This window comes from Herbaspirillum sp. GW822-FHT03A08 (assembly GCF_058801885.1).
Window position 1 is genome coordinate 232,896 of record NZ_JBXANR010000006.1, and the last position, 24,190, is coordinate 257,085.

At 59.5% G+C, this 24,190-nt stretch carries 22 protein-coding genes; 17 read left to right on the plus strand and 5 right to left on the minus strand.

Going from position 1 to position 24,190, the window contains the following annotated elements; genetic code table 11:
- Positions 1-163: 163 nt before the first annotated feature.
- The 6 genes from AC1RN6_RS19645 to AC1RN6_RS19670 all read left to right on the plus strand — a co-directional run bounded on the left by AC1RN6_RS19645 (position 164) and on the right by AC1RN6_RS19670 (position 6,655).
- The gene (locus AC1RN6_RS19645; protein ID WP_493007106.1) at positions 164-1,525 is read left to right on the plus strand and encodes a surface lipoprotein assembly modifier; all 1,362 of its coding nucleotides are present in this window, start codon (positions 164-166) and stop codon (positions 1,523-1,525) included.
- A gap of 381 nt (positions 1,526-1,906) precedes the next feature.
- Positions 1,907-2,710, plus strand: a complete 804-nt coding sequence (locus AC1RN6_RS19650; protein ID WP_493007107.1) for an ABC transporter ATP-binding protein — start codon at positions 1,907-1,909, stop codon at positions 2,708-2,710.
- 17 nt (positions 2,711-2,727) lie between these two features.
- Positions 2,728-3,492, plus strand: a complete 765-nt coding sequence (locus tag AC1RN6_RS19655) for an ABC transporter permease (RefSeq protein WP_493007108.1) — start codon at positions 2,728-2,730, stop codon at positions 3,490-3,492.
- Positions 3,474-4,457, plus strand: coding sequence for an ABC transporter substrate-binding protein (locus AC1RN6_RS19660; protein ID WP_493007109.1), 984 nt, complete (start codon positions 3,474-3,476; stop codon positions 4,455-4,457). The genes AC1RN6_RS19655 and AC1RN6_RS19660 overlap by 19 nt, the downstream gene beginning before the upstream one ends.
- Before the next feature lie 84 nt (positions 4,458-4,541).
- Positions 4,542-5,807, plus strand: coding sequence for an amidase (locus AC1RN6_RS19665; RefSeq protein ID WP_493007110.1), 1,266 nt, complete (start codon positions 4,542-4,544; stop codon positions 5,805-5,807).
- Positions 5,808-5,980: 173 nt separating this feature from the next.
- Positions 5,981-6,655 carry a GntR family transcriptional regulator gene (locus AC1RN6_RS19670; RefSeq protein ID WP_493007111.1) on the plus strand — a complete coding sequence of 225 codons (675 nt, stop codon included), beginning with the start codon at positions 5,981-5,983 and terminating at the stop codon, positions 6,653-6,655.
- A gap of 17 nt (positions 6,656-6,672) precedes the next feature.
- Here AC1RN6_RS19670 and AC1RN6_RS19675 read toward each other — a convergent pair whose 3' ends face one another.
- Positions 6,673-7,635, minus strand: coding sequence for a LysR family transcriptional regulator (locus AC1RN6_RS19675; protein WP_493007112.1), 963 nt, complete (start codon positions 7,633-7,635; stop codon positions 6,673-6,675).
- A 232-nt stretch (positions 7,636-7,867) separates the two neighbouring features.
- Here AC1RN6_RS19675 and AC1RN6_RS19680 point away from each other — a divergent pair, with 232 nt between their 5' ends.
- The 5 genes from AC1RN6_RS19680 to AC1RN6_RS19700 all read left to right on the plus strand — a co-directional run bounded on the left by AC1RN6_RS19680 (position 7,868) and on the right by AC1RN6_RS19700 (position 13,495).
- Positions 7,868-9,274, plus strand: a complete 1,407-nt coding sequence (locus tag AC1RN6_RS19680; protein ID WP_493007113.1) for an MmgE/PrpD family protein — start codon at positions 7,868-7,870, stop codon at positions 9,272-9,274.
- A 91-nt stretch (positions 9,275-9,365) separates the two neighbouring features.
- Complete coding sequence (locus AC1RN6_RS19685) at positions 9,366-10,763, plus strand: MFS transporter (protein ID WP_493007114.1); 1,398 nt, start codon at positions 9,366-9,368, stop codon at positions 10,761-10,763.
- Positions 10,764-10,794: 31 nt separating this feature from the next.
- Positions 10,795-11,583 carry a methyltransferase domain-containing protein gene (locus AC1RN6_RS19690; protein ID WP_493007115.1) on the plus strand — a complete coding sequence of 263 codons (789 nt, stop codon included), beginning with the start codon at positions 10,795-10,797 and terminating at the stop codon, positions 11,581-11,583.
- 201 nt (positions 11,584-11,784) lie between these two features.
- Positions 11,785-12,507, plus strand: a complete 723-nt coding sequence (locus AC1RN6_RS19695; protein WP_493007116.1) for a DUF4088 family protein — start codon at positions 11,785-11,787, stop codon at positions 12,505-12,507.
- 112 nt (positions 12,508-12,619) lie between these two features.
- Entirely contained in the window at positions 12,620-13,495 is an 876-nt protein-coding gene (locus AC1RN6_RS19700) for an ABC transporter substrate-binding protein (RefSeq protein ID WP_493007117.1), read from the plus strand.
- A gap of 62 nt (positions 13,496-13,557) precedes the next feature.
- Here AC1RN6_RS19700 and AC1RN6_RS19705 read toward each other — a convergent pair whose 3' ends face one another.
- Positions 13,558-15,633: a methyl-accepting chemotaxis protein gene (locus AC1RN6_RS19705; RefSeq protein WP_493007118.1), complete on the minus strand. Its 2,076-nt coding sequence runs from the start codon at positions 15,631-15,633 to the stop codon at positions 13,558-13,560.
- A 250-nt stretch (positions 15,634-15,883) separates the two neighbouring features.
- Between AC1RN6_RS19705 and AC1RN6_RS19710 the strand changes: the two genes are divergently transcribed.
- Complete coding sequence (locus tag AC1RN6_RS19710) at positions 15,884-16,480, plus strand: GNAT family N-acetyltransferase (RefSeq protein WP_493007119.1); 597 nt, start codon at positions 15,884-15,886, stop codon at positions 16,478-16,480.
- A gap of 168 nt (positions 16,481-16,648) precedes the next feature.
- On the opposite strand, the gene AC1RN6_RS19715 is transcribed toward AC1RN6_RS19710, so the two are convergent.
- The gene (locus tag AC1RN6_RS19715) at positions 16,649-17,335 is read right to left on the minus strand and encodes a glutathione S-transferase family protein (RefSeq protein WP_493007120.1); all 687 of its coding nucleotides are present in this window, start codon (positions 17,333-17,335) and stop codon (positions 16,649-16,651) included.
- 152 nt (positions 17,336-17,487) lie between these two features.
- On the opposite strand from AC1RN6_RS19715, the gene AC1RN6_RS19720 reads away from it, so the two are divergent.
- Together AC1RN6_RS19720 and AC1RN6_RS19725 are read left to right on the plus strand one after the other, a co-directional pair.
- Positions 17,488-18,057, plus strand: a complete 570-nt coding sequence (locus AC1RN6_RS19720) for a TetR/AcrR family transcriptional regulator (RefSeq protein WP_493007121.1) — start codon at positions 17,488-17,490, stop codon at positions 18,055-18,057.
- Positions 18,058-18,232: 175 nt separating this feature from the next.
- Entirely contained in the window at positions 18,233-19,000 is a 768-nt protein-coding gene (locus AC1RN6_RS19725) for a DUF4189 domain-containing protein (protein ID WP_493007122.1), read from the plus strand.
- Between the two features lie 28 nt (positions 19,001-19,028).
- On the opposite strand, the gene AC1RN6_RS19730 is transcribed toward AC1RN6_RS19725, so the two are convergent.
- Positions 19,029-19,766: a DUF2076 family protein gene (locus tag AC1RN6_RS19730; protein ID WP_493007123.1), complete on the minus strand. Its 738-nt coding sequence runs from the start codon at positions 19,764-19,766 to the stop codon at positions 19,029-19,031.
- A gap of 445 nt (positions 19,767-20,211) precedes the next feature.
- Between AC1RN6_RS19730 and AC1RN6_RS19735 the strand changes: the two genes are divergently transcribed.
- The gene (locus AC1RN6_RS19735; RefSeq protein WP_493007124.1) at positions 20,212-21,402 is read left to right on the plus strand and encodes a diguanylate cyclase domain-containing protein; all 1,191 of its coding nucleotides are present in this window, start codon (positions 20,212-20,214) and stop codon (positions 21,400-21,402) included.
- Positions 21,403-21,475: 73 nt separating this feature from the next.
- On the opposite strand, the gene AC1RN6_RS19740 is transcribed toward AC1RN6_RS19735, so the two are convergent.
- Positions 21,476-22,507, minus strand: a complete 1,032-nt coding sequence (locus tag AC1RN6_RS19740; protein WP_493007125.1) for an SDR family oxidoreductase — start codon at positions 22,505-22,507, stop codon at positions 21,476-21,478.
- Positions 22,508-22,626: 119 nt separating this feature from the next.
- Between AC1RN6_RS19740 and AC1RN6_RS19745 the strand changes: the two genes are divergently transcribed.
- Both AC1RN6_RS19745 and AC1RN6_RS19750 read left to right on the plus strand, forming a co-directional pair.
- A complete protein-coding gene (locus AC1RN6_RS19745; RefSeq protein WP_493007127.1) occupies positions 22,627-23,550 on the plus strand; it encodes an AraC family transcriptional regulator in 924 nt (307 codons plus the stop codon).
- Positions 23,551-23,811: 261 nt separating this feature from the next.
- A complete protein-coding gene (locus AC1RN6_RS19750; protein ID WP_493007128.1) occupies positions 23,812-24,159 on the plus strand; it encodes a hypothetical protein in 348 nt (115 codons plus the stop codon).
- The last annotated feature ends 31 nt before the right edge of the window (positions 24,160-24,190 follow it).

The window sequence follows — 24,190 nt, forward strand, 5'->3', positions numbered from 1 at the left end:
CCATGCTGCCATGCGATTGCGTTTCTGATCCCACCTCTTTGAATTGACTCCAATGCACGCTTCTTTTCGCTCCCGCCCTTCCAGCGCGTCCAGCTCTTCTGTCGCTGCGCCGGCCGCTTCCCTCGCATGCGTCGGCAAATTGCCGCGGCTCTCCTGGTTGACGATGGCCCTGTGTATTGCCGGCGCCGGGGGCGACGCGTATGCCGCCGAGACCGGCACGACGATTGCGCCGATGACGGCAGTCGAGCAACAAAACGCCACGGAACTTGCCTTCGCGCGCCGCGCCTTCGCCGAGCGGCGTCCCGATCTTGCCTGCGCCATGCTGAAGGACACGACGCCGGTGGACGACACCGAAGCCGAACGCATGCTGCTGCTGGGACGGTGCTCCAGTGCCGCGCATGACCGCGTCCAGGCCGAGCTGTACTATCGGCGCGCGATCACGCTGGCGCCGGCCGATGCCTCACCCAAGATCGAGCTGGCAGGACTGTACCTGGCCATGGGCCGCCAGGGGGATGCGGCGCCATTGCTGGGGCAGGCAGCCGACGCCAGCGAAGGCCCGGCGCGCACGGAACTCGATCAGTTGGCCTCGCGGCTGCGGCCCAACGATCCGGTCTCGGCCAGCCTGAATTCCAAAGACAAGCCGTGGGCAGTGCAGCTGTATGCCGGACTGACCTGGGACGACAATACCAACGCCGGCCCGGTGTCGCGCAGCGTGCCGGCAGTGATCGGCGGCATTCCGGTCACCTTCGACCTGCTGCAGGAAGCCATGCCGCGCGAATCCGCAGGCGCCGCGCTGGGTCTGAACGGCAGCTATGCGTTGCGGCTCGACGATCGCTTCTCCCTGCTGTTCCAGGCCGGATGGTTCGGCACCGGCTACTTCGATCGCCAGGACTACAACAACGACACTACGACTCTGGCCACCGCGCTGGTCTACAGCCGCCAGGCGTGGTCCGCCAGCCTGCAACCCAACGTGCGCTATACCCGCCTCGACGGACGCCTGCAGGAAACCTCGCCCGGTATCGTCGGGCGCGTTGCACGCGCGATCAGCGACACCGTCTCGCTGACGGCCACGGCCGGTTATGCCAAACGCACAGTCCACACCGACGGCACGCGCAACGCCGATGCATGGCAAGGCGGCGTGGGCGCCATCGCACAGCTCACGCCCGATCTGCAAGTAGGCGGCGAATATCTGCTGCAGCGGGAACAGGCCGAGGCCGCCGTGTATTCGCGCCGCCTGTCCGGCCCCAGCGTATATCTGCAGTACCGTGTCCAGCCCGACCTGCTGCTCGGCGCCAACTTCAGTTATACCGACGTGCACTACGATCAGACCATGCCCCTGTTTGCACAACCGCGCACCGATCGCCAGGTGCTCAGCTCGCTCTCGGCCCTGTGGGACATCAGCCGCTACGCCGGCCGCAATATGGTGGTGCGCGCGCAATACACGCACATCGACAATCCTTCCAACATCGCCTACGGCTACTTCCGCCGCAACATGGCCAGCCTGGGCGTGCAGATGCAGTTCTGATTCAGGCAACATGCCCTCGATCTGCCATTAAAACAGATGAGCCGGCCTGTACCGGTACAACGCGGCGCACGCGCCATCTTTGTGAATCGCCTCGTCTTCGCACGCATTGTGTGCACCTTTCTCTGACCTCGCGCGTGGTCGCCTGCACAGCGTTTAATCTGAACCGCAGATAGCGCTGAAAGCCAGATCCCGCACCGCTTCTACGCCTCCAGCCGGTTCGATTTCCAAGTGCCCAGTTGCGCGTATTTTCTGGCACGCCTTCTGCTTGTGGGCCAGCGCATCGAAGCAGATTATGCATTATGCATAGTTCTCTTTGAGAAACATCGGCAACACTTTTGACTCATCCGCCGGCGGCGACGCCGGTACTTTTTTACGGAGCAAATGTTGGAGAACCGTCTTGAAGTCCAGAATCTGAGCCACGCCTTCATCAAGGCCAACGGCGAAGAGATTCGTATTTTCCAGAACCTCAATTTCACCGTCGGCAAGGCCGAGATCGTGGCGATCGTCGGGCGCAGCGGTGCGGGCAAGAGCACGCTGTTCAACCTGATCTCCGGCCTGCTGACACCGAGCGCCGGCAAGATCGCGCTGGGTGAAAAAGCCGATGGCACGCCAGGCAGCATTGCCTACATGTTGCAAAAGGATTTGCTGCTGCCGTGGCGCACGATTCTTGAGAATGCCGTGCTGGGCATCGAACTGCACCGCCCTGTGACCGAGGCTGACCGCACGCGCGCCAGGGCGATGCTGGGCCGCTATGGCCTTGAGTCGGTCGCCAACGCTTACCCGCATTCGCTGTCGGGCGGCATGAAACAGCGCGTCGCGCTGACCCGCACGCTGCTGGCCGATCCGACGGTGGTGCTGCTGGATGAACCGTTCTCGGCACTCGATTACGAGACGCGGCTGATGCTGGAGAACGATGTCATCAGCCTCACCCGCAGCGAAGGCACCAGCGTGATTCTGGTGACGCACGATATCGATGAAGCCATCGCAATGAGCAACCGCATCGTCGTGCTGGGCGGACGTCCGGCAAAGATCACCCGCGAAGAAAAAATCCTGCTTACCGTCGACGGCATCACCGATGGCGACCGCGATGCAGTGACGGCGCGCGGTGCGCCGGAGTTTCCCTTGTATCACAAGGAAATCTGGAATGCGCTGCGTGCGAGCGATGTCGCGCACGCAGCCATCTGAGCGGAGAAAGGGTTCTCATGAAAAGAAAAAACAATGGCGCGACGATGATCGTCACCACCATCCTGATTGTGCTGGTCGTTCTGTGGCAGATGGCGGCGCAGGCCAATCTGATCAACGGCCAGCTGCTCGGTTCGCCGCTGGGCATTTATCGCTCGGCCGTGATCGGCTTCACCAAGGGGCAACTGCTGTACGACACCTGGGTGACGCTGTTCGAGACGCTGTTCGGCCTGGTGCTCGGCAGCGGCCTGGGTATCGTGCTGGGACTGGTGCTGTGGTTTTATCCGCGCACCTCGGACATCGTCGAACAGTTTTCCATCCTGCTCAACAGCATTCCGAAAATCGCCCTCGGCCCGCTGATCATCATCTGGTTCGGCTCGGGCATGGTGTCGAAGATCTGGCTGGCCGGCATCTCGACCTTTGCGGTGGCGATGATTTCTTCGTGCGCGGCGGCGCAGGAAGTCGACAAGGATTTGCTGAACCTCTTCAAGTCGTTCAAGGCGCAGCGCGCGATGATCTTCAAGAAGCTGATCGTACCGGCGTCGATTCCGTGGATCTTCTCCATCTTCCGCATCAACATCGGCTTCGCGCTGATCGGTGCGGTGGTGGGCGAGTTCATCGCGTCTGAAAACGGATTGGGACATGCGGTGTTCGTCGCCGGCTCGCTGTTCGATCTCAATAGTGTCTGGCTGGGCGTCATCATTCTGACGCTGATGGCCGCAGTTCTTACCTGGGTTGTCCAATTAATCGAAGAAAGGATCGTTTCATGGAAAGTCGAACAATGAAGTACGTCCGTACGCTGTTCAGCGCCACAGTAATTGCAGCCGCTTGCGCCGCAGCACCGGCCAGCCATGCTGCAGAGAAGGCGGTGATCTATCAGGCCTTCCAGTCGATTCAGTATCTGCCGCTGTATGTGGCGATGAATGAAGGTTTGTTCGCCAAGCACGGACTGGAAGTGCAGAAGGTGACTGCCGGCGGCGGCGCGCAAGGTGTGGCGGCGGTGATCGGCGGCCATGCGGACTTCTCGCTGCAGGATCCGATGACGGCGGTACTGGCCAATCTCAAGGGGGCATCGCTGGTGAACGTGGCGATGGTGGTATCGGGTGTGCCGGTGTGGATGGTCGCGCCACCGAATTCGCCGATCAAGTCGATCGCCGATCTCAAGGACCAGACCATTTCGGCTGCGTTGCCACCATCGACCAGCACTTACCTGCTGCAGAATCTGCTGAAGGAAAAGGGCCTCTCCAACGTCAAGCTCAACACCGTCTCGATCGGCACCGAAATCTCGCCCGTGACGGCCGGCCGCGCCGCCGCGGCGACGCTGTATCAGCCGCAGGTGGAACAGGCACTGGCCAACGGCTACAAGATCGTCTACGACTTCGCCAAGCAGTATGACGGCGTGTACGCGTTCTCGACCATCGACACGCTGAAGACGACGATCCAGAAGCGTCCGCAAATGGTGCAAAGTTTTGTGAGCGCCATCGCCGATGCCGAGAAGCTGATGCAGACCAATCCGCAAGTGGCGTATCGTGTGGCAGTGGCGGAATTCCCTTCGCTGGAAAAGAGCGTGGTGGAAGCAGCCGTGAAGCGCCTGCTGGATCAGAAGATCTATCCGGCGACGCCGTCGATTTCCAAACAGGCGTTCCAGGCCGGTCTTGATCTCCAGATCTCCATCGGCAACATCAAGGCGGGCGAAGTGACTTACGATAGCGCTGTGGACAACAGCTTTGCGGAAAAGGCAGGCAAGTAAGCGACCAACAGGTAGTAAGTGAGCAGACCGGCGCGCCTTGTTCATCCGGTCTGCAACTTTGCCATTCATTCTGAAGAGCAGATCATGAGCACATCACACATGCAAGAGACAAACCAGGCGGCGCTCTCACTCGCAGTCGCGACGGCAGACCGCATCGAGGGCACGCTGAAGGCGTTCACCCATCGTCCCGATGCTTATCCTGATACCGATAGCGATTCCGGCGCCGGCCCTCTCGCCGGCGTACCGGTCGCCGTCAAGGACCTGATCGATACGGCCGACATGCCGACCACTTACGGGTCGAAGATTTTTCAGGGCTATCAGCCGCAGAAGGATGCGTGGATCGTCAGCAAGCTGCGTGCAGCGGGTGCGGTGATCTTCGGCAAAACGGTGACGACGGAATTTGCCTGGCGCGATCCGGGCGCCACCGTCAATCCATGGAATACAGGACATAGCCCTGGCGGCTCGTCGAGCGGCTCGGCGGCAGCCGTAGGCGCCGGCATCGTACCGATCGCACTGGGCACGCAGACCGTCGGCTCGGTGATCCGGCCGGCGTCGTACTGCGGCGCGGTGGGCTACAAGCCGACTTACGGACTGATTCCGACCGAGGGCGTGCATGCGCTGGCGCCGACGCTGGATCACCTGGGTTTCATCACATCGAGCTTCTATTGGGCGGCAGTCTGCCACGCGGTCATCGCGCGCGACAACGCGATTGCGGCGCCGGCTTCCGCCAAGGCATTTGCGGCCGGCGTGAAGCCGCGCAAGATCGGCGTCTATCGCTCCTCGCAGTGGGCGCAGGTGGAAGGCGACGTGCAGCAGAACTTCGATGCCGTGGTGCGCCGCCTGGAAGCGCTCGGCGTGGAATGCGTCGATGCCGATCTGGGCATGGATATCCGCGACCTCAACAAGCTGGTGGTTGACGTGCTCGCCTACGAGGCGCGCGCAGCGATCTACGACGACATCAAGGATGCCGACGCGCTGGCTGGTCCTTACACGCGGGAGCTGGTGAGCCGCGGTGCGACGATTTCCAAGGAGACCTACCTCGGTCTGATCGAACAGGTCGGCGTGCTGCGTGCCGGTCGCGATGCCTTGCTGAAAGACCTCGATGCGATCATGACGATCACTTCGCCGACGACTGCACTCAAGGGATTGGAGAAGACCGGCGACGCGTCTTTCTGCGCACCGGCGACGCTGCTCGGCTTGCCGGCGGTGACGACGCCGTCTGGTTTTTCGACGGACTTCCTGCCATATGGCGTGCAGCTGATCGGACGCGCCGACGGCGATCTGGCGCTGCTGCAAACCGGCCAATGGCTGAGCACCATTCTGCCGTCGATGAAGCCCGCATCGCTCTGATGAGGGCATGAACCGGCGACACGGACCGGTGCAGTACGTACAGTGCTTGCACCGGTCTGCCATGCAAGACAAAATACAGTGGCAGCACAACCGAAAGAGCTCAAACCATTGAGCCGCAAAGAGCAAGCGAACGAATACCGCCTGCCAGCCGAGACACCCAATAGAAGCCGCGCATGCCGAAAGCCTTCAAGACCATCGAACAACACGTTCTCAGCCTGCTGAGAAACGACATCCTTTCCGGCAAATATCACCCCGGCGACAAGCTGCGGCAGGATGAAGTCGCCAAGCGTTTTGAAGTGAGCACCACGCCGGTGCGCGAAGCCTTTCGCGGCCTGCGCTCGGAAGGCCTGGTGCTGATCGACGCCAATAAGGGCGTGGTGGTCAAGGGGCTGACCGTCAAGGATGTCGCGGAAATCTACGAACTGCGCATCGCGCTGGAACCGCTGTTGGCGAAGAAGGCGGTGAGTTCGATTTCCCCCGAATCGCTGGAGGCGGCGAACGCCATCCACGAAGAAATGTGCGCCTCGACCGATCCGCATCGATGGTCGGCGCTGAATCGTGAATTCCACATCAAGCTGATGATGAGCGAAGAAGATTCACGGCTCTACGAGATCGTGAAGAACCTGCTCGTCGTCGCCGAGCCTTACGTCTCGCTTTCGATCTTCATGCATCCCAAGATCCTGCAAGTGGACAACGAAGAACACGGCATGATTCTCGAAGGCTTCAACAAGAAGAACGGCCGGCTGGTGCAGAAGATCGTCAAGCAGCATCTGGAACAAACCCTGGCCGCGATTCAGGATTCGGTCAATGAGAAGACGTTGCGGCAGATGAGAGCGCCCGCCAGATAAAGCAGGGCTTTTTCGCCTTACTTCAATGACAGCTGCGCCAGCCGCTGGCTGTATTCCTCACTCTCCCGCTCCAACTCCGGCGCCATGCGCCGCACCGTACGCAGGAAATGCTGCGCCACCGGCGTGAGCGTGACGCCGCGCCGGCGCACCAGGCCGATAGTGCGTGCCACCGTAGGGTGGACCAGCGGACGAATTGCGATGCGCGAGCGCGGTTCGTCGGGCAGCGCCGATTGCGGTACGACGGAGATTCCCAGTCCTGCTTCGACCAGACCGAGAGAGGTGGTGAGATGTTCGATCTCGACCGGGCGCTCGGGCTGCCAGTTGATGTTGTGCAGCGCCTGATCGAGGATGATGCGGTTGCCGCTGCCGGAACCTGAAATGATGAGCTGGTAGGGCTTGAGATCTTCCCACTGCACGGTGCTCAGTTGCGCCAGCGGATGATCGGTCGGACAGACCAGGCAATAGGGATCGCTGACCAGCGCGTCGAAGACGAAGTCAGGTTCAGGCAACGTAGGAAAAGTCAGCCCGAGATCGGCCGTGCCGTCGCGCACATTGCGCGCCACCACTTCGACGGTGCCGTCGATCATGCGGATGCGGACATCGGGACGATGCAGCCGGTAGTCGCGGATAATGCGCGGCAACAGTTGCTTGGCGACCGTGGGGATGCAGGCGACGACGATTTGCCCGACGCGCGTGTTGCCGGCGTCCTCCACCTGGCGCAGCGCAGTACCCAATTCTTGCAGGCTGCGTTGCGCGCCCGGCAGGAACAACTGCCCGGCCGGCGTCAGCGCCACGCGCCGGGTGGTGCGCTCCAGCAACGGCGTGCCGATGGCGGTCTCCAGCCGCTGGATGCGGCGCGTCAGCGCCGAGGCTGAAATATTGAGCGACAGCGCGGCGTCGGCAAAGGTCTGGCGTTCGGCGACGGCGACAAAACCGCGCACGCCGTCCAGGTCGACGCCGCCGAATTGCTTCTGGCTCATTGCTTTTGCCTCATGGATCCCACCTGTTTCCTTTGTTCCGGAGCCTGCGTCCCGGCAGGCTCGCGATTACTTCCTGAAACGCAATAATAAACACGAAACCTGCAATTTACAAACGAATGTGCGAAGACCAATACTGACGTCACCGAAAAGCGCGCCGTTCTTGACTCTGCCATGGCGGAGTTCCGTATCGGCGATCGCGACCTCATCCCTGTCTTCACTACGTTAATTGCTTATGAGTCACTCCGACCAGCTTCAGAACCCTTATACACGCGGCATCGCCGACTTCGTCAGCACGCTGCGCTACGACGCCATCCCCGCACCGGTGATTGAACGCATCAAGCTGCTGATGCTCGATTCGCTCGGCTGCGCGATCTACGGATCGCAATTGCCATGGAGCCGCATCCTGATGGAAACGCTGGGCGAGGTGGACACCACCGCCGGCGGCTGTACCGTATGGGGCACCAATCAACGCCTGTCGGCGCCGCATGCCGCGCTGGTCAACGGCACGCTGGTGCAGAGCTTCGAGCTGGATGACGTGCATCGCGTCGGCGTCCTGCACGTCGGCGCGGTGACGCTGCCGTCCTTGTTTGCGGCAGCCGAAATCAATCCCGGCATGAGCGGCCGCGATTTTCTCACCGCCTGCGTCGCCGGCTATGAAATCGGCCCGCGCGTGGGCATGTGCATGGGACAGGAACATATCGCCCAGGGCTGGCATTCCGGCGCAACCGTCGGCGTGTTCTCGGCGGCGGCGGCGGCTTCTGCTACGCTGAAGCTGACACCGGAACAAACCGTGCACGCGCTGGGCATTGCCGGCACGCAGGCGTCGGGTCTGATGGCGGCGCAGTTCGGCGCCATGGTCAAGCGCATGCATGCGGGACGGGCATCGCAAAGCGGCCTGTACGGCGCGCTGCTGGCGCGCAAGGGCTTCACCGGCATCATGGATGTGTTTGAAAATCCTTATGGCGGTTTCTGCTCGACCTTCTCGCGCTCGACCGACCGTTTCGACATGAGCAAACTGACGGCCGGTCTGGGCGATCGCTTTGAGACGACGCAGATTGCGTTGAAGTTTTATTCCTGCGTCGGCAGCAATCACACCACGCTGGACGCGATCCGCAACATGCAGGCGCGCCATCCCTTCGGCGTGGCCGATGTGGAGAAGGTGCAGGTCCTCGGTTCGCGCGTCACGGTGGATCATGTGGGCTGGAAGTATGTGCCGCAAGGCCTGACATCGGCGCAGCTGAACCTGCCGTATTGCGTGGCGACGCTGCTGCTGGATGGCGACGCCTTCGTCGAACAGTTCACCGAAGAAAAAGTCACCGATCCGGAACGCATCCGCGTGTCGCAACTGGTCGAGGTGATTGAAGATCCGGCCATCACGGCGCGCGGTTCGGTTTATCGCCACATGGTGCACGTCAAGGTCACGCTGCGCGATGGCACGGTGCTGACGGAGACCGTCGAGACGCCGCGCGGCAGCGAACATTCCTTCGCCTCGGCCGGACAAGTGATCGCCAAATTCCGCAAGCTGACCTCGCACCGGCTGTCGGCGGTGCACAGCGAGCGCATCATTGAACAAGTCATGCAGGCAGAAAAGATGAGCAATGCCGGCGATCTGGTGAGTTTGCTGGCAGCGCCACAATAACCAGTCAGTCGCCGATGGCGCGCTCCCTCGAGGACCGCGAAGCTTACGAGACGGGACGCCGAAGTCCCGCCTGCCCTACACAGGAGACAACATGAACGTAACATCGCAAGTACCGGATAGTGCAGCACAACCGCAGGCCGCGGTCTCTGCACCGTCCGCACAATCAACGCAATCGACGCAATCAGCGCCGGGACGCCTGCGCTCCATCATCGGCGGCAGCGCCGGCAATGTGATCGAGTGGTACGACTTTCTCGCGTATTCCATCTTTTCAATTTACTTCAGCAAGGCCTTCTTCCCCGGTGGGAACATGACGGTGCAGCTGCTCAACGCCGCCGCCATCGCTTCGGTCGGCTACGTGGTGCGGCCGCTCGGCAGCTGGCTGATCGGCACGCTGGCCGACCGCTACGGCCGCCGGCTGGCGCTGAGCCTGTCGGTCGCGATGATGAGCGTCGGTTCGCTGATCATTGCGCTGACGCCGACCTACGCCACCATCGGCATCGCCGCGCCGGCGATCCTGGTGTTCGCCCGCCTGCTGCAAGGTTTCAGCATGGGCGGCGAAGCCGGCACCAGTGCGACCTACCTGAGCGAAATGGCGCCGCCCGGACGGCGCGGCTTCTTCGTCGGCTTTGTGCAAGTGACCGTGGTGATGGGCCAGCTGCTGGCACTGGGTCTGATGCTGTTGCTGCAGCGTGCATTGCTGACGCCGGAACAGCTGGAAGCCTGGGGCTGGCGCATTCCGTTCTTCATCGGCGGCTTGCTGGCGGTGTTCGCCATGTATCTGCGGCGCGGCATTGCCGAGACCGATTCTTTCGTCAGGCATGGCCATGGCAGTCACGATGGCAAGCGTTCCGGCGAAAGCCTGCTGAAGGTGTTGCTGCGCCATCGACGCGAAGTGATCTGGAGCGTGGGCATCAGCGTCGGCGGTACCGTAGCGTTTTACACCTTCACGATTTATCTGCAGAAGTACATGGTCAATACCAGCGGCTTCAGCCGCGACCAGGCGACGCTGATCACGACGATTGCGCTGCTGATCTACATGGTGTTCCAGCCGCTGTACGGTCTGCTCTCGGATGTGATCGGCCGCCGCAAGGTGATGATGATCTTCGGCTTCGGCGGCACTTTCCTGACGATTCCGATCATGCATGCGCTGGGCACGACCAGCAGCACCAGCACCGCTTTTCTGCTGAACCTGGCGGCGCTGGGCATCCTCAGCGGTTTCAGCTCGATCCACTGGCTGGTGAAGTCGGAACTGTTTCCGGCCAAGGTGCGCGCGCTGGGCGTGGGTCTGCCGTTCGCCATCGTCACGGCGGTGATGGGCGGCACGACGGAATTCGTGGCGTTGCGGCTGAAGGCATCCGGTCATGAGCCATGGTTCTTCTACTACGCCAGCCTGTGTGCAGCGATCTCGCTCGTGACGTATATTGTGATGCCGGAGACGCGCCACAGCTCGACCATCGATCGCGAGGCGGCGGCGTCGCACTCTGTCTGAACCTGCTTACTGCATACAATAGGAAGACATCATGCCTGCCAAAAATGCCAATGCCGACTTGTGGGACGCTTCGCAATATCTGCGCTTCGGCGATGAACGCCTGCGCCCTGCCATCGATCTGCTGACGCATGTTCCTCCGGTGTCGCCAACGCGCATCCTGGATCTGGGCTGCGGCGCCGGCAACCTGACCGCGATACTCAAGCAGCGCTGGCCCGATGCCGACGTGCACGGCGTGGACGGTTCTGAAAGCATGCTGGAAAAAGCGCGCAAGGAAGCACCCGACTGCGGCTTCCTGCAGGCCGATATCAGCGCCTGGGCGCCGGATGAACCGTTCGATCTGATTTACACCAACGCCACCTTGCAGTGGCTGCCGGACCATGCGCAGCTGTTCAGGCGGCTGATCTCTTTCCTGCGGCCCGGCGGCTGCCTGGCGGTGCAGATGCCGATCATGCATGACGCACCCTTGCGTCTGGAACAGGTCCGGCTGGCGCGCTCGCCGGCGTTTGCCGATGTGCTGGGCGACGTCTCGGAGCGGCGCTCGGTGCTGACCCCGCAGGGTTACTACGACCTGCTGCGCCCCCTGGCGTCGACCATCGATATCTGGCAGACAACTTATCTGCACGTGCTCAGCGGCCCGGATCCGGTGGTGCAATGGGCCAGCGGCAGCAGCCTGCGTCCTTATCTGGAGAAATTGCAGGGCGACCGCCTCGCCGCGTTCCGCGAGGCGTATGCGCAAAAGATGCGCGAGGCATATCCGGCCGGCACAGACGGTACGACCTTGTTGCCGTTTCAACGTTTGTTTTTAGTCATCACTCTTTGAGCGAACGCTGAAAGAGTGATGATTTTTATCGCAGAAAATATTTCCCGCGATAAAGTTCTCCGCCATACTTGCCGTTAACAAACATCCGGTGCGAAACCTTCGCTGTCGCCGATGTCTCTGCCTCAAACCCGGGCAGAGATTGACATTGAAGGATTCGCAACTAAAGTCTTAACGTGCACGGTAGTACTACGGGAGAAGAACATGAAAAAAATCAACATGAACGTCAAGGACGAAGTCTATGAATCGCTGGATCGCGAATTCAAGAACTTCATCCGTCTGTCATTGAAGTGCGACTCAGGTTTTGTGGCGCCGTCGTTCGACAGTTTTTTGTTGGCAAAAATATCAGACAACACGAACTTCCTGACTGAAGAAGCCGTGCAACATCTGATGATGTCGGGTCAATACGCGTGGGCAAAACGCGCGCTGGACAAGGATTTTCCGGACGTAGTGGCGATCCTGATTTCGCAGGCGTCGAACTACGGCTTCCATATCGCGGTGCGCCAGGATTGGGGTTCCGACGATCTGACGGCAGCATCCAAGGCGTGGGCCACGGCCATCGTCAAGCAGGCCAAGGGCGATGAGTCGCAGATCGACATCCTGGCGGCGCAGATCAAGTCGGCGGCGGTCAGCATCGCCCAGGTGGAAGAGAAACTGAAGACGCCGGCATGGCGGCTCGCCGCATCGCTGGCGCAGCAACTGCATGACGCCAAGATCGCGGTCGAGCATGCCCGGGGCGCCGTCGCGCATGAAAAGCTGGGCGCCCTGCGCAGCCTGCTGAAACTGGGTATTGCGTATGGCACGGTCAAGGAGAAGGAAGAGAAAGAAATTCTGGAGCGTCTGCGCATGAAGAAGCCTTATCTCTTTGAAGAGGAAGAAAGCTTCCTGACCCGCGCGATTGCCTGGTGGCGCAGCGTGTTTGCCTGATTGCCCGCATCCTGCAACTGCGTCATCTGCGCCGTCCGCACTGTTGTGCCATCATCCTGAATTGCGTATTACACAAAGCCTGCAAAAAGAATCCAACAAAGGTCACGCCACGATGAAGACATTCACAACACTGAAGAACCGGACAGCGCTGGCGGCACTCTCCGCACTGACGGTTCTTCTGACATGCAACGCCGCCGCACTGGCGCAAACTTCAGGAACCACGATGACGCAATCGACGCCCTCTTCCCCTGTGCAAGCTGATCAATCCGTGGTGGCGCTGTTTGCGCCCCACGGCACGCTGCGCGCATCGATCAATCTCGGCAATCCGGTATTGGCGAACCTCGATCCCAAGACCGGCGCACCGGTCGGCGTGTCGGTCGATCTGGCGACGGAGCTTGCCAGACGGCTGGGCGTGCCGCTGCAACTGGTGGCGGTGAAATCGGCCGGCAATTCAGTGGAAAACATCGAGCAGGATAAGGCCGACATCGGCTTTTTTGCAGTCGACCCCAAGCGCGCGCAAGAGATCAGCTTCACCGGTCCGTATGTGCTGATCGAAGGGTTCTATGCCGTGCGCAACGATTCACCGATCACGGCCAATGAGCAGGTCGACAAGCCGGGCATCACCGTCGCCGTCGGCAAGGGCAGTGCCTATGATCTGTTCCTGTCACGCGAACTGCATCAGGCCACTATCGTGCGCATCCCGACTTCACCTGCGGTGGTGCAGGGTTTCATCGATCAGAATCTGAGCGTGGCGGCCGGCGTCAAACAGCAGCTTGAACAGGATGCGGCAAAGGTCGGCGGCATGCGGATCCTGCCGCAGCGTTTCATGGTGATTCGCCAGGCGATGGGTGTGCCGAAGGCAAGAGGCGACGCGGCAGCGGCTTATCTGGCCAGCTTTGTTGAAGAGATGAAGGCGTCGGGATTTGTCGCCGCTTCGCTCGCAAAGAACGGTATTGAAGGCGCGATCGTCGCCAACGCGGGCGACTGACAGAAGAGCCGGCAAGCGCCCCGGCATGCAAGCCGGGGCTGTCGCATCCCTTGGTGTGGGACTCAGGCGATACGGCGTTGTATTGCAACGCCCGGCGATGGGTGCGCCTGACGCGCCGGTCTGTGCGCGAAATCCTGTAAACGCTGTACTTTCGCTGTCGGCGCCGGGGCAATATTTTCCGCGTGAGAATCGGCTTCCCCGATCTCCTCTTCCAACTTGAACACGCTCACGGCGCTGGCCAGCAGACCGGCATGCTGTTGCAGACTCTCTGCTGCGGCTGCGGCTTCTTCCACCAGTGCGGCATTTCGCTGCGTCATGGAATCAATATGCGCCATCGCGCCGCCCACTTCGGCGATGCCGGCGCTTTGCTCCTGACTGGACGTGGTGATCTCGGACATGATGCCGACCACTTCGTTGATTGAATTGACGATGTCGTTCATGCTCTGCCCGGCGCCCTGCACCTGACGGCCGCCTGCTTCAACCTTGCCGGCCGAGTCATCGATCAGGCCTTTGATCTCTTTCGCTGCGGCGGCGGAACGCTGCGCCAGCACGCGCACTTCCGACGCCACCACCGCGAATCCGCGGCCCTGCTCGCCGGCGCGCGCTGCTTCAACGGCGGCATTGAGTGCCAGGATATTGGTCTGGAAGGCGATGCCGTCGATCACGCTGATGATGCCGCTGATCTTGTCCGAGCTTTGCTTGATGGACGCCATCGTTCCGACGACATCGCCAACCGCTTGCCCGCCCTTGACGGCGAAGGCGGATGCCGACAGCGCCAGCGCATTGGCGTGCTCGGCATTGGCGGCATTCTTCTTGACGGTGGCGGTCAGCACTTCCATCGACGATGCAGTTTCTTCGAGGCTGGATGCCTGCGACTCGGTGCGCTGCGACAGATCGTTGTTGCCGATCGCGATCTCGCGCGAAGCCGCTGTGATGACCTTGGCGCTGCGGCGCACATTGGAGATCAGCTGCGCCAGGCTGACGTTCATGTTGCTGAAGGCGCCGACCAGTGCAGAGATTTCATCCTTGCCGTGTGACACGCTCTGCAAGCGCAGGTCGCCGGCGGCGGTGCTTTCCACCGCGCTGCTCAGAAAGCCGATTTCTTCTCTGAAGGAATTATAGAAGCCGGCGAGCAGATATCCTGCCAGCGCCAGGACGGCCAGCACCGCGGCCATGATCAGATTGCGGCGCGCCTGATAGTGTGCGACGCGCTGCGTCAGCTCCTGGTTCAGCAATGCAGTCGCTGCGGCCGACAAAGTCTGAAGCTGCTGCGTCGCTTGCTGCGCGGCGCCGAAGAATTGCTCGCCGGAGGTCTGGTCCAGCGATTTCAGCACCTCGCTGGTTGCGCGGTCGAAGAATGCGGACACCATCGGCACTGCCGCGACCTGCCGGCTCAGCTGCGCCTTCCATTCCGGCGTGTCGTAGAACAGCGCGTTGAGTTTTTCCGACAACTGCGTCAGCTCGATTTTGCCGGTGGTCACAGTCGAGGCGAGCATGACTTCTTCGTTCGCTTCGAGCAGACCGGTGTCGATGTAGGCGCCGCCGCGACCGCCGATGGTCAGCATGTTTTCGATGACGGCGGGGATATTGTCCAGCAAGGTCAGCGCGAGGTAATGCGTGCTGGTTTCCGGATCGAGGCGCAGGTTGGTGCGGTCGGCGATCCCGGTTCTGAATTTTTGTACCTGTGCGATCAGGGCGGCATGAGCGGCGTAGTCATCTTTGGCTTTGACGTCCGTCTGCTGCAGCATCGCCGTCCATCTTTTCTGGATGCCGGCGAGCGAGTCATGCAAGCCGATGCGCGAGACCGTAGCGCCGTCGCGCTCAAACTCGGCCAGCTTGTTGCTGATCGACGCCTGGATCAGCCTGGCCGGCGCCTGCATCTTGGCATTGCCGCCGAGTTCCATGTAGCGCAGCGCCTGATGGCGTTGCAGCAGGACGTGGATGTCTTCCGCCTTGACGGCGTAGCGCAGGCCGTCTTGCTCCAGCTCGGCGAAGGCGATGGATTTTTGCAATTCGTTGAACAACAAGCCGGTGACCAGACCAAGCGGCAGAATGAATACCAGCGACACGAGCAGGAATTTCGGCAGCAGGCGCAGCTGCTCCATCAATCTGGTGGCGGGGAGTAACAGGGCATTCACGGGGACCTCACAGGCAGGACTGAAGACCTCGCAGTATGAGCAAGGAATATGACCAGTTTGTGAACATCGGAGGCGGGAACACGAGTACTGCCGCATCAGGCACTGTGTCGCCTGACGCGAGCATCGCTATTTCCTGAAATGCAACCTCCCTTGCGTAGGGACGATGCAATGGTATTGTGGTGCCGGTATATTTCCCGACCGCCGGCTCCGGTAGGTGCAATGCTGAATTGCGCGTTTTGCCGGGATTCTAATGATGCTTTTTGACAGACGTGTGACGTCGTTTTCTTTTGCTGATTCATGGGTAAAACTTGTCTTTGCACATCAGGGGCTTTATATCGATATGGACGAATTGATCATTACACGCAATGCAGTACCAGACGATGCGCAGATACTTTGCGCGGCGGAGCGTGAGACCAGCAAGACTCCCGGGATTTTGATTTCTCTTTCACATGAATTAACCGAAAGCGATTTCGAGGACAAGATAAAGTGGCTTGCGGTTGCCGGGGTTTATCTGGTCGCGGAAATGAACGGCAAGATAACCGGCCACGCACTTCTTGAACCAATGCCGTTGAGTTCGACATCGCATGTCTTTTCGTTGACCGTCGTGGTGCATCCTGGCCTTACCGGGCGCGGTATCGGAACACATTTGATGACGGCGGTATTGAGCTGGGCCCAATGTCATCCTTCTGTTGAAAAGATCGAATTGCGCGTGCGTGAAGGCAATGCCGTTGCGATACGTCTGTACCGGCGTTTCGGCTTTATCGAAGAGGGACGCTTTGAGAAACGCATCAAACTTCCGGACGGCACTTATCTGGCGGACATCTGCATGGCCAGGTTCGTTGTGTAATGCGGGATTGATTCCCTGCAGAATAAAAAAGCCCGCGGTCGGCGCGGGCCGACGGCGGGCGAATCAGTCTTTCGACCGAGAGGAGACGACGTGATGTCAGGTGTTACTTTACCGATCACGCCGTTGCCGGGCTATCGGGCGTTTCCTGATTTCCGTATGCCAACGTCGTCAGAATCCCAGGCGGCGCAGATCTTCCGCCACGAACATTTGTCCGCTGCGATTTTTGACGGCCGGCAACTCCGCCACCCTGGCACGCCATGCGTGTAAGGCGGTGAGTTCTTCGGCAATAGGAATGCCTGCTGCATCGGCAAACGCCAGACCGGCGAAGACCGTGATGTCGGGCATCGAGAATTGCTCGCCGGCGACGAAGCTGCTGGTGCGCAGGATCTGATCGAAGTACGCCATGCCTTGCAACGCCTTCTCGCGCTCACGCTCGCCCCATTCTTTGCGATGCGCCCATTCCGGACTCTTGTACTTTTGCAGATCGTTGCCCAGACCCGGTGTGGCGTGATGAAAATAAATGCCGACCGCATCGATCAGACCGCTTTCGGCGCGTCGCTGCATCATGTGAATGATGGCTTTCTCTTTGGGCGTGCGGCCGGTGAGGACCGGATTGCCGTCGAGGTTGTCGAGGTATTCGGTGATGGCGGTGCTTTCGGAGATCAGGGTGCCGTCATCCAGTTCCAGCAACGGCAGCACGCCGGACGGGTTCTTCGCCAGATAGGCGGCCTGCTTGTGCTCGGCGCCGATCAGGTCCACGGATTCGAAGGTGACCTGTGAATCCAGGCCCTTCTGTGCAAGAACGATACGGATGCGGGCAGGATTGGGAAAACCGGGACGGTCATAAATCTTCATTGTTGAAACTCCTGTTTATGGATTAATGGAATTGGTTGATTCGGTTGATCGACGTATTTATTGACTTACACATATCTATCTATCGATAGATAGACATTAAAGAAGTACAATGCTCCTGTCAACAACTATCTATCGATAGAGAGATTTATTCCATGAGTGCAATTGATACCAAAGAGAAGATCATGAGCGTCGCGCGCAAGACCGTGCAGGCGCATGGCTACAGCGCGCTGAGCTTCCGAGACCTGGCGGCGGAAGTCGGCATCAAGAGCGCCAGCGTCCACTACCATTTTCCGACCAAGGGCGACCTGGGCGCGGCGATCGCGCGCCGTTATACCGATGACGGCATCGCGTATCTGAGTGAATTGATGTCGGGCTACAAGGACCAGCGTTCATGCCTGAAGAAATACACCGACATCTTCCGCGCAGCGCTGGTGGACGATAACCGCATGTGTCTGTGCGGCATCATGTCTGCCGAGCACGAAGATCTGCCGCCTGAAGTGAGCGCGGAAGTGGACCGCTTCAACGAAGTGAACATCGACTGGATCACCACCCTGCTGTCGCTGGAGCAAACCGATCCGAAACAGAAAAAGGCGCTGCGGCATCGCGCGCTCGGCATCTTTGCTGCGATAGGGGGCGCGCAATTGCTGGCGCGCGGACAGAACGACGTTGCCGTCTACGACGAAGTCCTCGACAGCTATCGCGTGGCGGGGCTGATTCCCTGAATTGCCGCACGGCATGCCAACTCCTTTTCGCTGACGGAAATATTTGTGTGGGCACGCCAGTTCCTATAGATTGACCGATGCAGATTCCGCAGACGAAAGATAATCGCGAGAAGTTGCGGCAAGGCAAATAACTCAAAAACGCTTTTTACCAAGGCACAACAAAAAGGGGAAATGTATGCGGGGCGAACTGATGAAAATTGCAGTAGGCATGATCGCAGCGATTACCGGCAGCGCCGCATTGGCGGCCGGCTCGCTGGCCATTGATACGCTGCAGGGCAAGGAATACGGATTCTCGTTCAACCATCCGTCGTACGGAGTCGCGGATGAACGCGCGAAGAGAGAATGCGGTCAGGATTGCAGCATCGTGAAGCGCTTTGAAAACCAATGCGCTGCGTATGCTGCCGACCAGACGCCCGGCTCCACCGTCTACGGATGGTGGCAGGGAGCAGCTAGCAGCGCCGTCGTGCAACAACGCGCCTTGTCTGAGTGCCGCGGCCAGGGCGGATCTAGCTGCATCGTACGCGCGTGGGGCTGCGACACAATCAAGGCGAGCGATAAACAGGCGAATGCGAAGTCAGTGAAGCAAGACAGCAATGTCTTCACCATGCTCGGTGAATGGACGATGGACTACACGACTGCGCGCGGCTACTCGGCAAACGGCACCCTGCGCGTGAACAACACCTCCGGCAATGGCGTTTTCCATGGCGTCATTGTGCTGTCGTTTTCCTCCAATGGCGAAACCAAGCAGATTCAGGAAGAGGCTCTGGTTACGGTACAAGGGGAGACAATCACCATTAATGGCAGCAACCCGGTTTTCATATCGGGGACTGGCCGCTACAACGCAGATAACTACACACTCAGCAAGATCAGCAACAATGTCCTGAAGGGCGTCAACAAAGACAATGCCGGCGCAGGCGGGATCATCGTCCTCATCAAGAAATAGCGGCGACCGCGCCGGCCATGCGGTGCAATTACGCCATGGAATCGTCGTAACTGCTACTGTCACTGCTATCGTCAAGATCAATATTGCTCAGGTCAGCCAGATCATTGTTCGATGCCATGTCACTGCCGCTGTCGGCGCGGTCCTGAACACGCCCTTTATCGGCGTCGCCGCCATAGTAATTATTGACGGTGGTGTTTTCGACGTTTTCCACAGGCGCGCTCAATCCATTCTGATGCGTGAGCCCCGAGCCGCTACCGTTGCCGCTATTCATCAGATGTTCGATTCCCTGGAATAAGAAGGCGCCACCAGCCACGCCGGCGGCGGTGGCCGCGACGGTACCCAGCATGCTGCCCATGCCGCCGCCAAAAAATCCTGGCGACGCCGCCGGAGCCGCCTGATATTGCGGAGCTGTCTGTGCCGGGGCAGGCACCGATGCATAGGCGGGCGCATAAGCAGGCGCCGGATCGGAACGCACTGACGCGGAGGGCGAATTGCCCCAGGCATTGCCGTCGAGAAAGCCGCGTGCCGGGGCCGCGCCTGATTGCAAAGCCTGTACCTGACTTTGCAGCGATGCAATCTGCGCCTTGGAAGACGTCAGCGCCTGATCCATCAACAGCGCTCGCTGTACCAGCAGGTAGGCCGCGTCCGGCTGCCGGGCGACGGCAGCGGCGATCATCGCGTCAGCCTCGGCATCTTTGCCGATGCCGCGCACCTGTATCAGTTGATTGAGAAAATCTTGAAGTGCCTGCGTTTCTTGAGGACTCATGATGCTTGGCTCCCGGCCTGTGTAATGTGTTAATGCACAACGATAAACGTGGCAATATGCGGCCGTCTTCAGACGGCCTTGCTGCTCATTGTGCGCGTGTTCATTATGCGCATGCTCATTATGCGCATGCTCATTATGCGCATGATATCGCGCCGGTTTATGTCCGCAATTGCAAAGTTCGAAACAGCTTGTAACCGGACGTCTGCAAGCAGCCGGAGAAAATCATTTAAAAATCGATTGGCGTGCGGTGTGGATTTACAACTTGGTTTGAAAATCGCGCCGGCTGAATTCGCAAATCGTATACAACGTTGCCGATGCTTCATATACTGCCCGTAAGCCGATAACGAGCGCCGCTTTCAGAGCTATTGCATAGAAATTGCGACGCTCTTTTGCAGCCCGGTCGGATACATAAAAATCACAAAAAAATAAGCAGGAGGACACGGGAATGTCATATGAAATTATTCATACCTTCGGCTCTGCCATTTACTTTGTATTTATCCTTCTTTTTCTTTGGATGAATCAGATTCCCCGGACCAATCCGGGCTCGGGCTGGTGGGCAATTTCGATGACCTGCGCGCTTGCGGCGCGTCTGTGTATTTTCCTGCTGCTTCCTCTGGGCGATGTGAAACTCGCCGTGTCCATTTATGCGATCTGCAATGTACTGGAGAAACCTCTTTTCCTGACAGGCCTGGCGCGTTTCCTGAATCTGGACATCAAAATGCGATGGCTCTGGAGCGCAGCGTTTCTTGCGGAGTCGTGGGTGCTGATCGCCTGGGTAGCCGACTTCCAGCCGCTTGTTCGCATGATGGGATATTCCGCAGTCAATGCGGGCATCATGCTCTACGCTGCACGGATCGCTTTTCAACACCGTCTGAATATTTCCAGATGGCCGCTTTGGACGACGTCAGCAGCATGCCTCGTCCTCGCGATGCACTGGATCAGCTCCCCGATCCTGATTTATTTTTTTCCGAGCTGGTTCAAGAATGCCTTCATGCTTGGAACAATGCTGGTGCTGGTCCAGTACATGTCTTTGATGGTGGCAGTATTGTCTCTGTTTCAGAAACGACTGCTCGATGCTGAGGCCAAGGCGCTGGATCTTGCCTTCCTCGATCCGCTGACCGGACTGAATAATCAGCGCTACATGAACACGCTGTTTGATCATGCCTTGCTGCTTGCAACACGTCCTCATCATGTTGTTGCGGTTTTCTATATCGATCTCGACAACTTCAAGCCGATTAACGATACCGCTGGCCATGCCGTCGGCGATGAGGTGTTGAAAGCAGTGGCCGCGCGGCTAAAGACCAACACGCGCAGCACGGACATCTGCGCGCGGGTCGGAGGCGATGAATTTGTCGTCATCGGCACCCAGCTTGAGAACGAAGGGCAATCGCATGACGTCGCCAGAAAACTGCTCCATCAACTGACGCAGCACATCGAAGTCAACGGCGAAAGCTACTCGCTGGGAGCGAGCATTGGCGTCAGCCTTTATCCGCAGCACGGCAACAATCTCTCCGAATTGATTCAATGTGCCGATAAGGCAATGTATCGGGTTAAACGCAACGGGAAGAGCGGTTACGAAATCTACAGCACACCTCCTGACGCTCCTGAAATCACGGCGCCATATCAATTGGCTTAGGAATGAAAAATCTGTCCTGGGGCCGATGGATATCCGCAACCAGGCAGGAACGGATAGCTCCACCCCGCGGTCCTCAGCCTTGCACCAACCCCAACCGGATGAGACTTTCCGCTGTTGCCACGATAGCTTCCTCACGCGAGCGGGGCGACCATCCCAGCAGGCGTCGGGCCTTTTCGCCGGTGGCGTTCATGTTGATCCCCAGTAGCGGCACGGCGGCGCGCATCGTCGGATTCTGGTTGGCGGCCAGGCGCGCCATCCAGTTGGGCATCACGCGCGTCGGCACCTTGCCGGCCGCTTCGCCCAAGCGGTTTCGCAGGACACTGGCGAGCTCGATCATCCACATGCTCTCCCCGGCGATCGCCAGAAAACGCTCGCCGGCAGCGGCAGGATTAGTCATCGCCCGCAAGTGCAGATCGGCGACGTCACGCACGTCAACGAAGCCAGAATTGATCTTCAGGCATGCCGGCTGGCCGTCCAGCATGAACTTGATCAGGCGGATCGAGTGCGAGAAATCTTCCCCCAGCACCGGGCCGAGGACCGCCACCGGATTGATCGCCGTCAACTCCATACCGCGCCCCTCGGCGGCGATGAATTCCCAGGCCGCGCGTTCGGAGAGGGTCTTGGACTTCTGATACGGCGCAACCGATGCGTTGCTGAGATCGCTCCAATCCGTTTCATTAAACGGACGCTTCATCGGCGGATGACCGACGCCGATGGCGCCGAAGGCGGAAGTCAGCACCACGCGCTTGACGCCGGCATCGCGCGCCGCGCGCAGTATACGCAAATTACCGTCGACCGCGGGCCTGATCCAATCTTCTTCCAGCACCTGGTCGCCGGACGGCGTAGGCGAAGCACCGTGCATGACGTAGCTGCATCCGGCCACAGCTTTACGCCATCCCTGATCTGCGCCAAGATCGGCTGCAACGAAGGATAAACGATCGCCGGCATCAACGCCGCCGACCTTGAGATAGCGGCGGACTTCCCCTTCCCGCTGCAGATCGCGCACCGTAGTGCGCACCCGATAGCCCGCCTGCAGCAGTGCAGTCATGCAATGCTGCGCAATGAATCCTGTCCCGCCCGTCACCAGTACCAATGTATCGCTCATAACATTTCCCGAATTACCCGCCGGCCGGAGTGGCCAGCGCCAAAGTAAGGAGAAGATAAGGCGTTGAGGCCGTATTATGAATACTTGTAAATCCCCATTACTTGCGCGATAGTGCGGAAATGCACATCGACCCGTTCTCCGACATCCTCAAATTCACGCGTGCCGAATCGATCGCAACCGGCGGCTTCACGGCTGGCGGCACGTGGGCGATCCGCTTTCCGGCACCGGAAAAAATCAAGTTCTTCGCCGTAGTAAAAGGAAGCTGTTGGATCGAACTCGACGGTGAACAAGAGCCCGTGCGCTTCGACACCGGCGATGTCGGACTACTGACGGCGCCGCGGTCCTTTACGCTATCCAGTGCACCCGGCGTGCCGGCGGTCGACGCGATGGCATTGTTCTCGGGATCGGGCAAGGCGATGGCCATGGTGGGAGACGGGCAAGACTTCGAGCATATCGGCGGACATGTCTTGCTCGACCCGACCAGCGGCAAATTGCTGCGGGACGTCTTGCCGCCGTGGATACACGTTCCCGCCACGACGCCGCAGGCGGCCAGTTTCCGATGGCTGCTGGGTCAGTTGATGGAGGAGCGCGCAACCACCCTGCCGGGCAGCCAACTAGCATCGGCCCAACTCGCGCAGCTGCTGTTCATCCAGATCCTGCGCGCCCATCTGAATAATACCGGACCGGCACCCACCGGCTGGCTGCGCGCTTTGGGCGAACCCCGGCTGGCACCTGCCTTGCGCCTGATGCATGGCGACCCCGGCCGTACATGGCATCTGGAAGAACTTGCCGAAGCCTGCGCCATGTCGCGCACAACCTTTGCGTCACGCTTCAAGACCGCCGCCGGCGTAGCGCCGCTTACCTATCTGACCGAATGGCGCATGCGCCTCGCGCAACGCGCTTTGCGCGAAGAAAACTCGCCGATTGCAACCATCGCACAGTCGCTGGGCTATACGTCGGAGAGCGCGTTCAGTAATGCTTTCAAGCGCGTCGCGGGAATGTCGCCAAACACTTATCGGATAGCGGCGCGAGCAGGCGGTTGAGGTACTGCGTGTCTGTCATTGGTAATCAAGGAATTTTTGGATGCCCCCAAACAGGATCTCGCATGAACTTAAAATACGATCAATGTTAATTCCTGTACTTGCATTTTCTTTCCATGAAGTTCTGGTGGAACTTGAGACGGCATTATTGGATTATTCCTTGAGCCGTAATTTCAACGATTCGATTCTGGCTTTCAGGACGATGAATCGACTGCCTGGGATCGCCCGAAAGCAAAGTTCTTCCTATACGTCAAATCCCGCGACATGAAACGATACCTCGCCCCTCTTCTGCTCCTTCCGGCTCTTATTCAAGCGCACGCGAACACACTGACGACGCCCTCGTTCGTCATCAACATCCGCGAAAATTGCGAAGAGGGTTCGGTAGGCTGCGACGACGTGTCCTATGTCGGCACCAGCAAGAAGACCGGGAAAAACATCAGACTGCGCGGCAAGACGATGCACACGCTATGCGCAGACGGTGTGACGCCTTGCCGCTTCCTTGGCTATGAATTCAAGAATGGTGCGACGTATTACCGGGTGCAGGAAGATGGCGGACTGCTGATCATGCACGGCAAGAAAATACTACTGGAAGAGATCGGAACTTGGGACTGAGAGGGACTGCGCGGCGTTTCGCACACCGCTC

Coding starts and splice junctions, on each gene's coding strand:
- AC1RN6_RS19715 (WP_493007120.1), bottom strand. CDS start 17,335: ATGAAGATTTATGACCGTCCCGGTTTTCCCAATCCTGCCCGCATCCGT.
- AC1RN6_RS19690 (WP_493007115.1), top strand. CDS start 10,795: ATGCCTGCCAAAAATGCCAATGCCGACTTGTGGGACGCTTCGCAATAT.
- AC1RN6_RS19710 (WP_493007119.1), top strand. CDS start 15,884: ATGATGCTTTTTGACAGACGTGTGACGTCGTTTTCTTTTGCTGATTCA.
- AC1RN6_RS19720 (WP_493007121.1), top strand. CDS start 17,488: ATGAGTGCAATTGATACCAAAGAGAAGATCATGAGCGTCGCGCGCAAG.
- AC1RN6_RS19665 (WP_493007110.1), top strand. CDS start 4,542: ATGAGCACATCACACATGCAAGAGACAAACCAGGCGGCGCTCTCACTC.
- AC1RN6_RS19735 (WP_493007124.1), top strand. CDS start 20,212: ATGTCATATGAAATTATTCATACCTTCGGCTCTGCCATTTACTTTGTA.
- AC1RN6_RS19685 (WP_493007114.1), top strand. CDS start 9,366: ATGAACGTAACATCGCAAGTACCGGATAGTGCAGCACAACCGCAGGCC.
- AC1RN6_RS19655 (WP_493007108.1), top strand. CDS start 2,728: ATGAAAAGAAAAAACAATGGCGCGACGATGATCGTCACCACCATCCTG.
- AC1RN6_RS19660 (WP_493007109.1), top strand. CDS start 3,474: ATGGAAAGTCGAACAATGAAGTACGTCCGTACGCTGTTCAGCGCCACA.
- AC1RN6_RS19730 (WP_493007123.1), bottom strand. CDS start 19,766: ATGAGTCCTCAAGAAACGCAGGCACTTCAAGATTTTCTCAATCAACTG.
- AC1RN6_RS19670 (WP_493007111.1), top strand. CDS start 5,981: ATGCCGAAAGCCTTCAAGACCATCGAACAACACGTTCTCAGCCTGCTG.
- AC1RN6_RS19745 (WP_493007127.1), top strand. CDS start 22,627: ATGCACATCGACCCGTTCTCCGACATCCTCAAATTCACGCGTGCCGAA.
- AC1RN6_RS19700 (WP_493007117.1), top strand. CDS start 12,620: ATGAAGACATTCACAACACTGAAGAACCGGACAGCGCTGGCGGCACTC.
- AC1RN6_RS19675 (WP_493007112.1), bottom strand. CDS start 7,635: ATGAGCCAGAAGCAATTCGGCGGCGTCGACCTGGACGGCGTGCGCGGT.
- AC1RN6_RS19695 (WP_493007116.1), top strand. CDS start 11,785: ATGAAAAAAATCAACATGAACGTCAAGGACGAAGTCTATGAATCGCTG.
- AC1RN6_RS19645 (WP_493007106.1), top strand. CDS start 164: ATGGCCCTGTGTATTGCCGGCGCCGGGGGCGACGCGTATGCCGCCGAG.
- AC1RN6_RS19680 (WP_493007113.1), top strand. CDS start 7,868: ATGAGTCACTCCGACCAGCTTCAGAACCCTTATACACGCGGCATCGCC.
- AC1RN6_RS19750 (WP_493007128.1), top strand. CDS start 23,812: ATGAAACGATACCTCGCCCCTCTTCTGCTCCTTCCGGCTCTTATTCAA.
- AC1RN6_RS19740 (WP_493007125.1), bottom strand. CDS start 22,507: ATGAGCGATACATTGGTACTGGTGACGGGCGGGACAGGATTCATTGCG.
- AC1RN6_RS19650 (WP_493007107.1), top strand. CDS start 1,907: ATGTTGGAGAACCGTCTTGAAGTCCAGAATCTGAGCCACGCCTTCATC.
- AC1RN6_RS19725 (WP_493007122.1), top strand. CDS start 18,233: ATGCGGGGCGAACTGATGAAAATTGCAGTAGGCATGATCGCAGCGATT.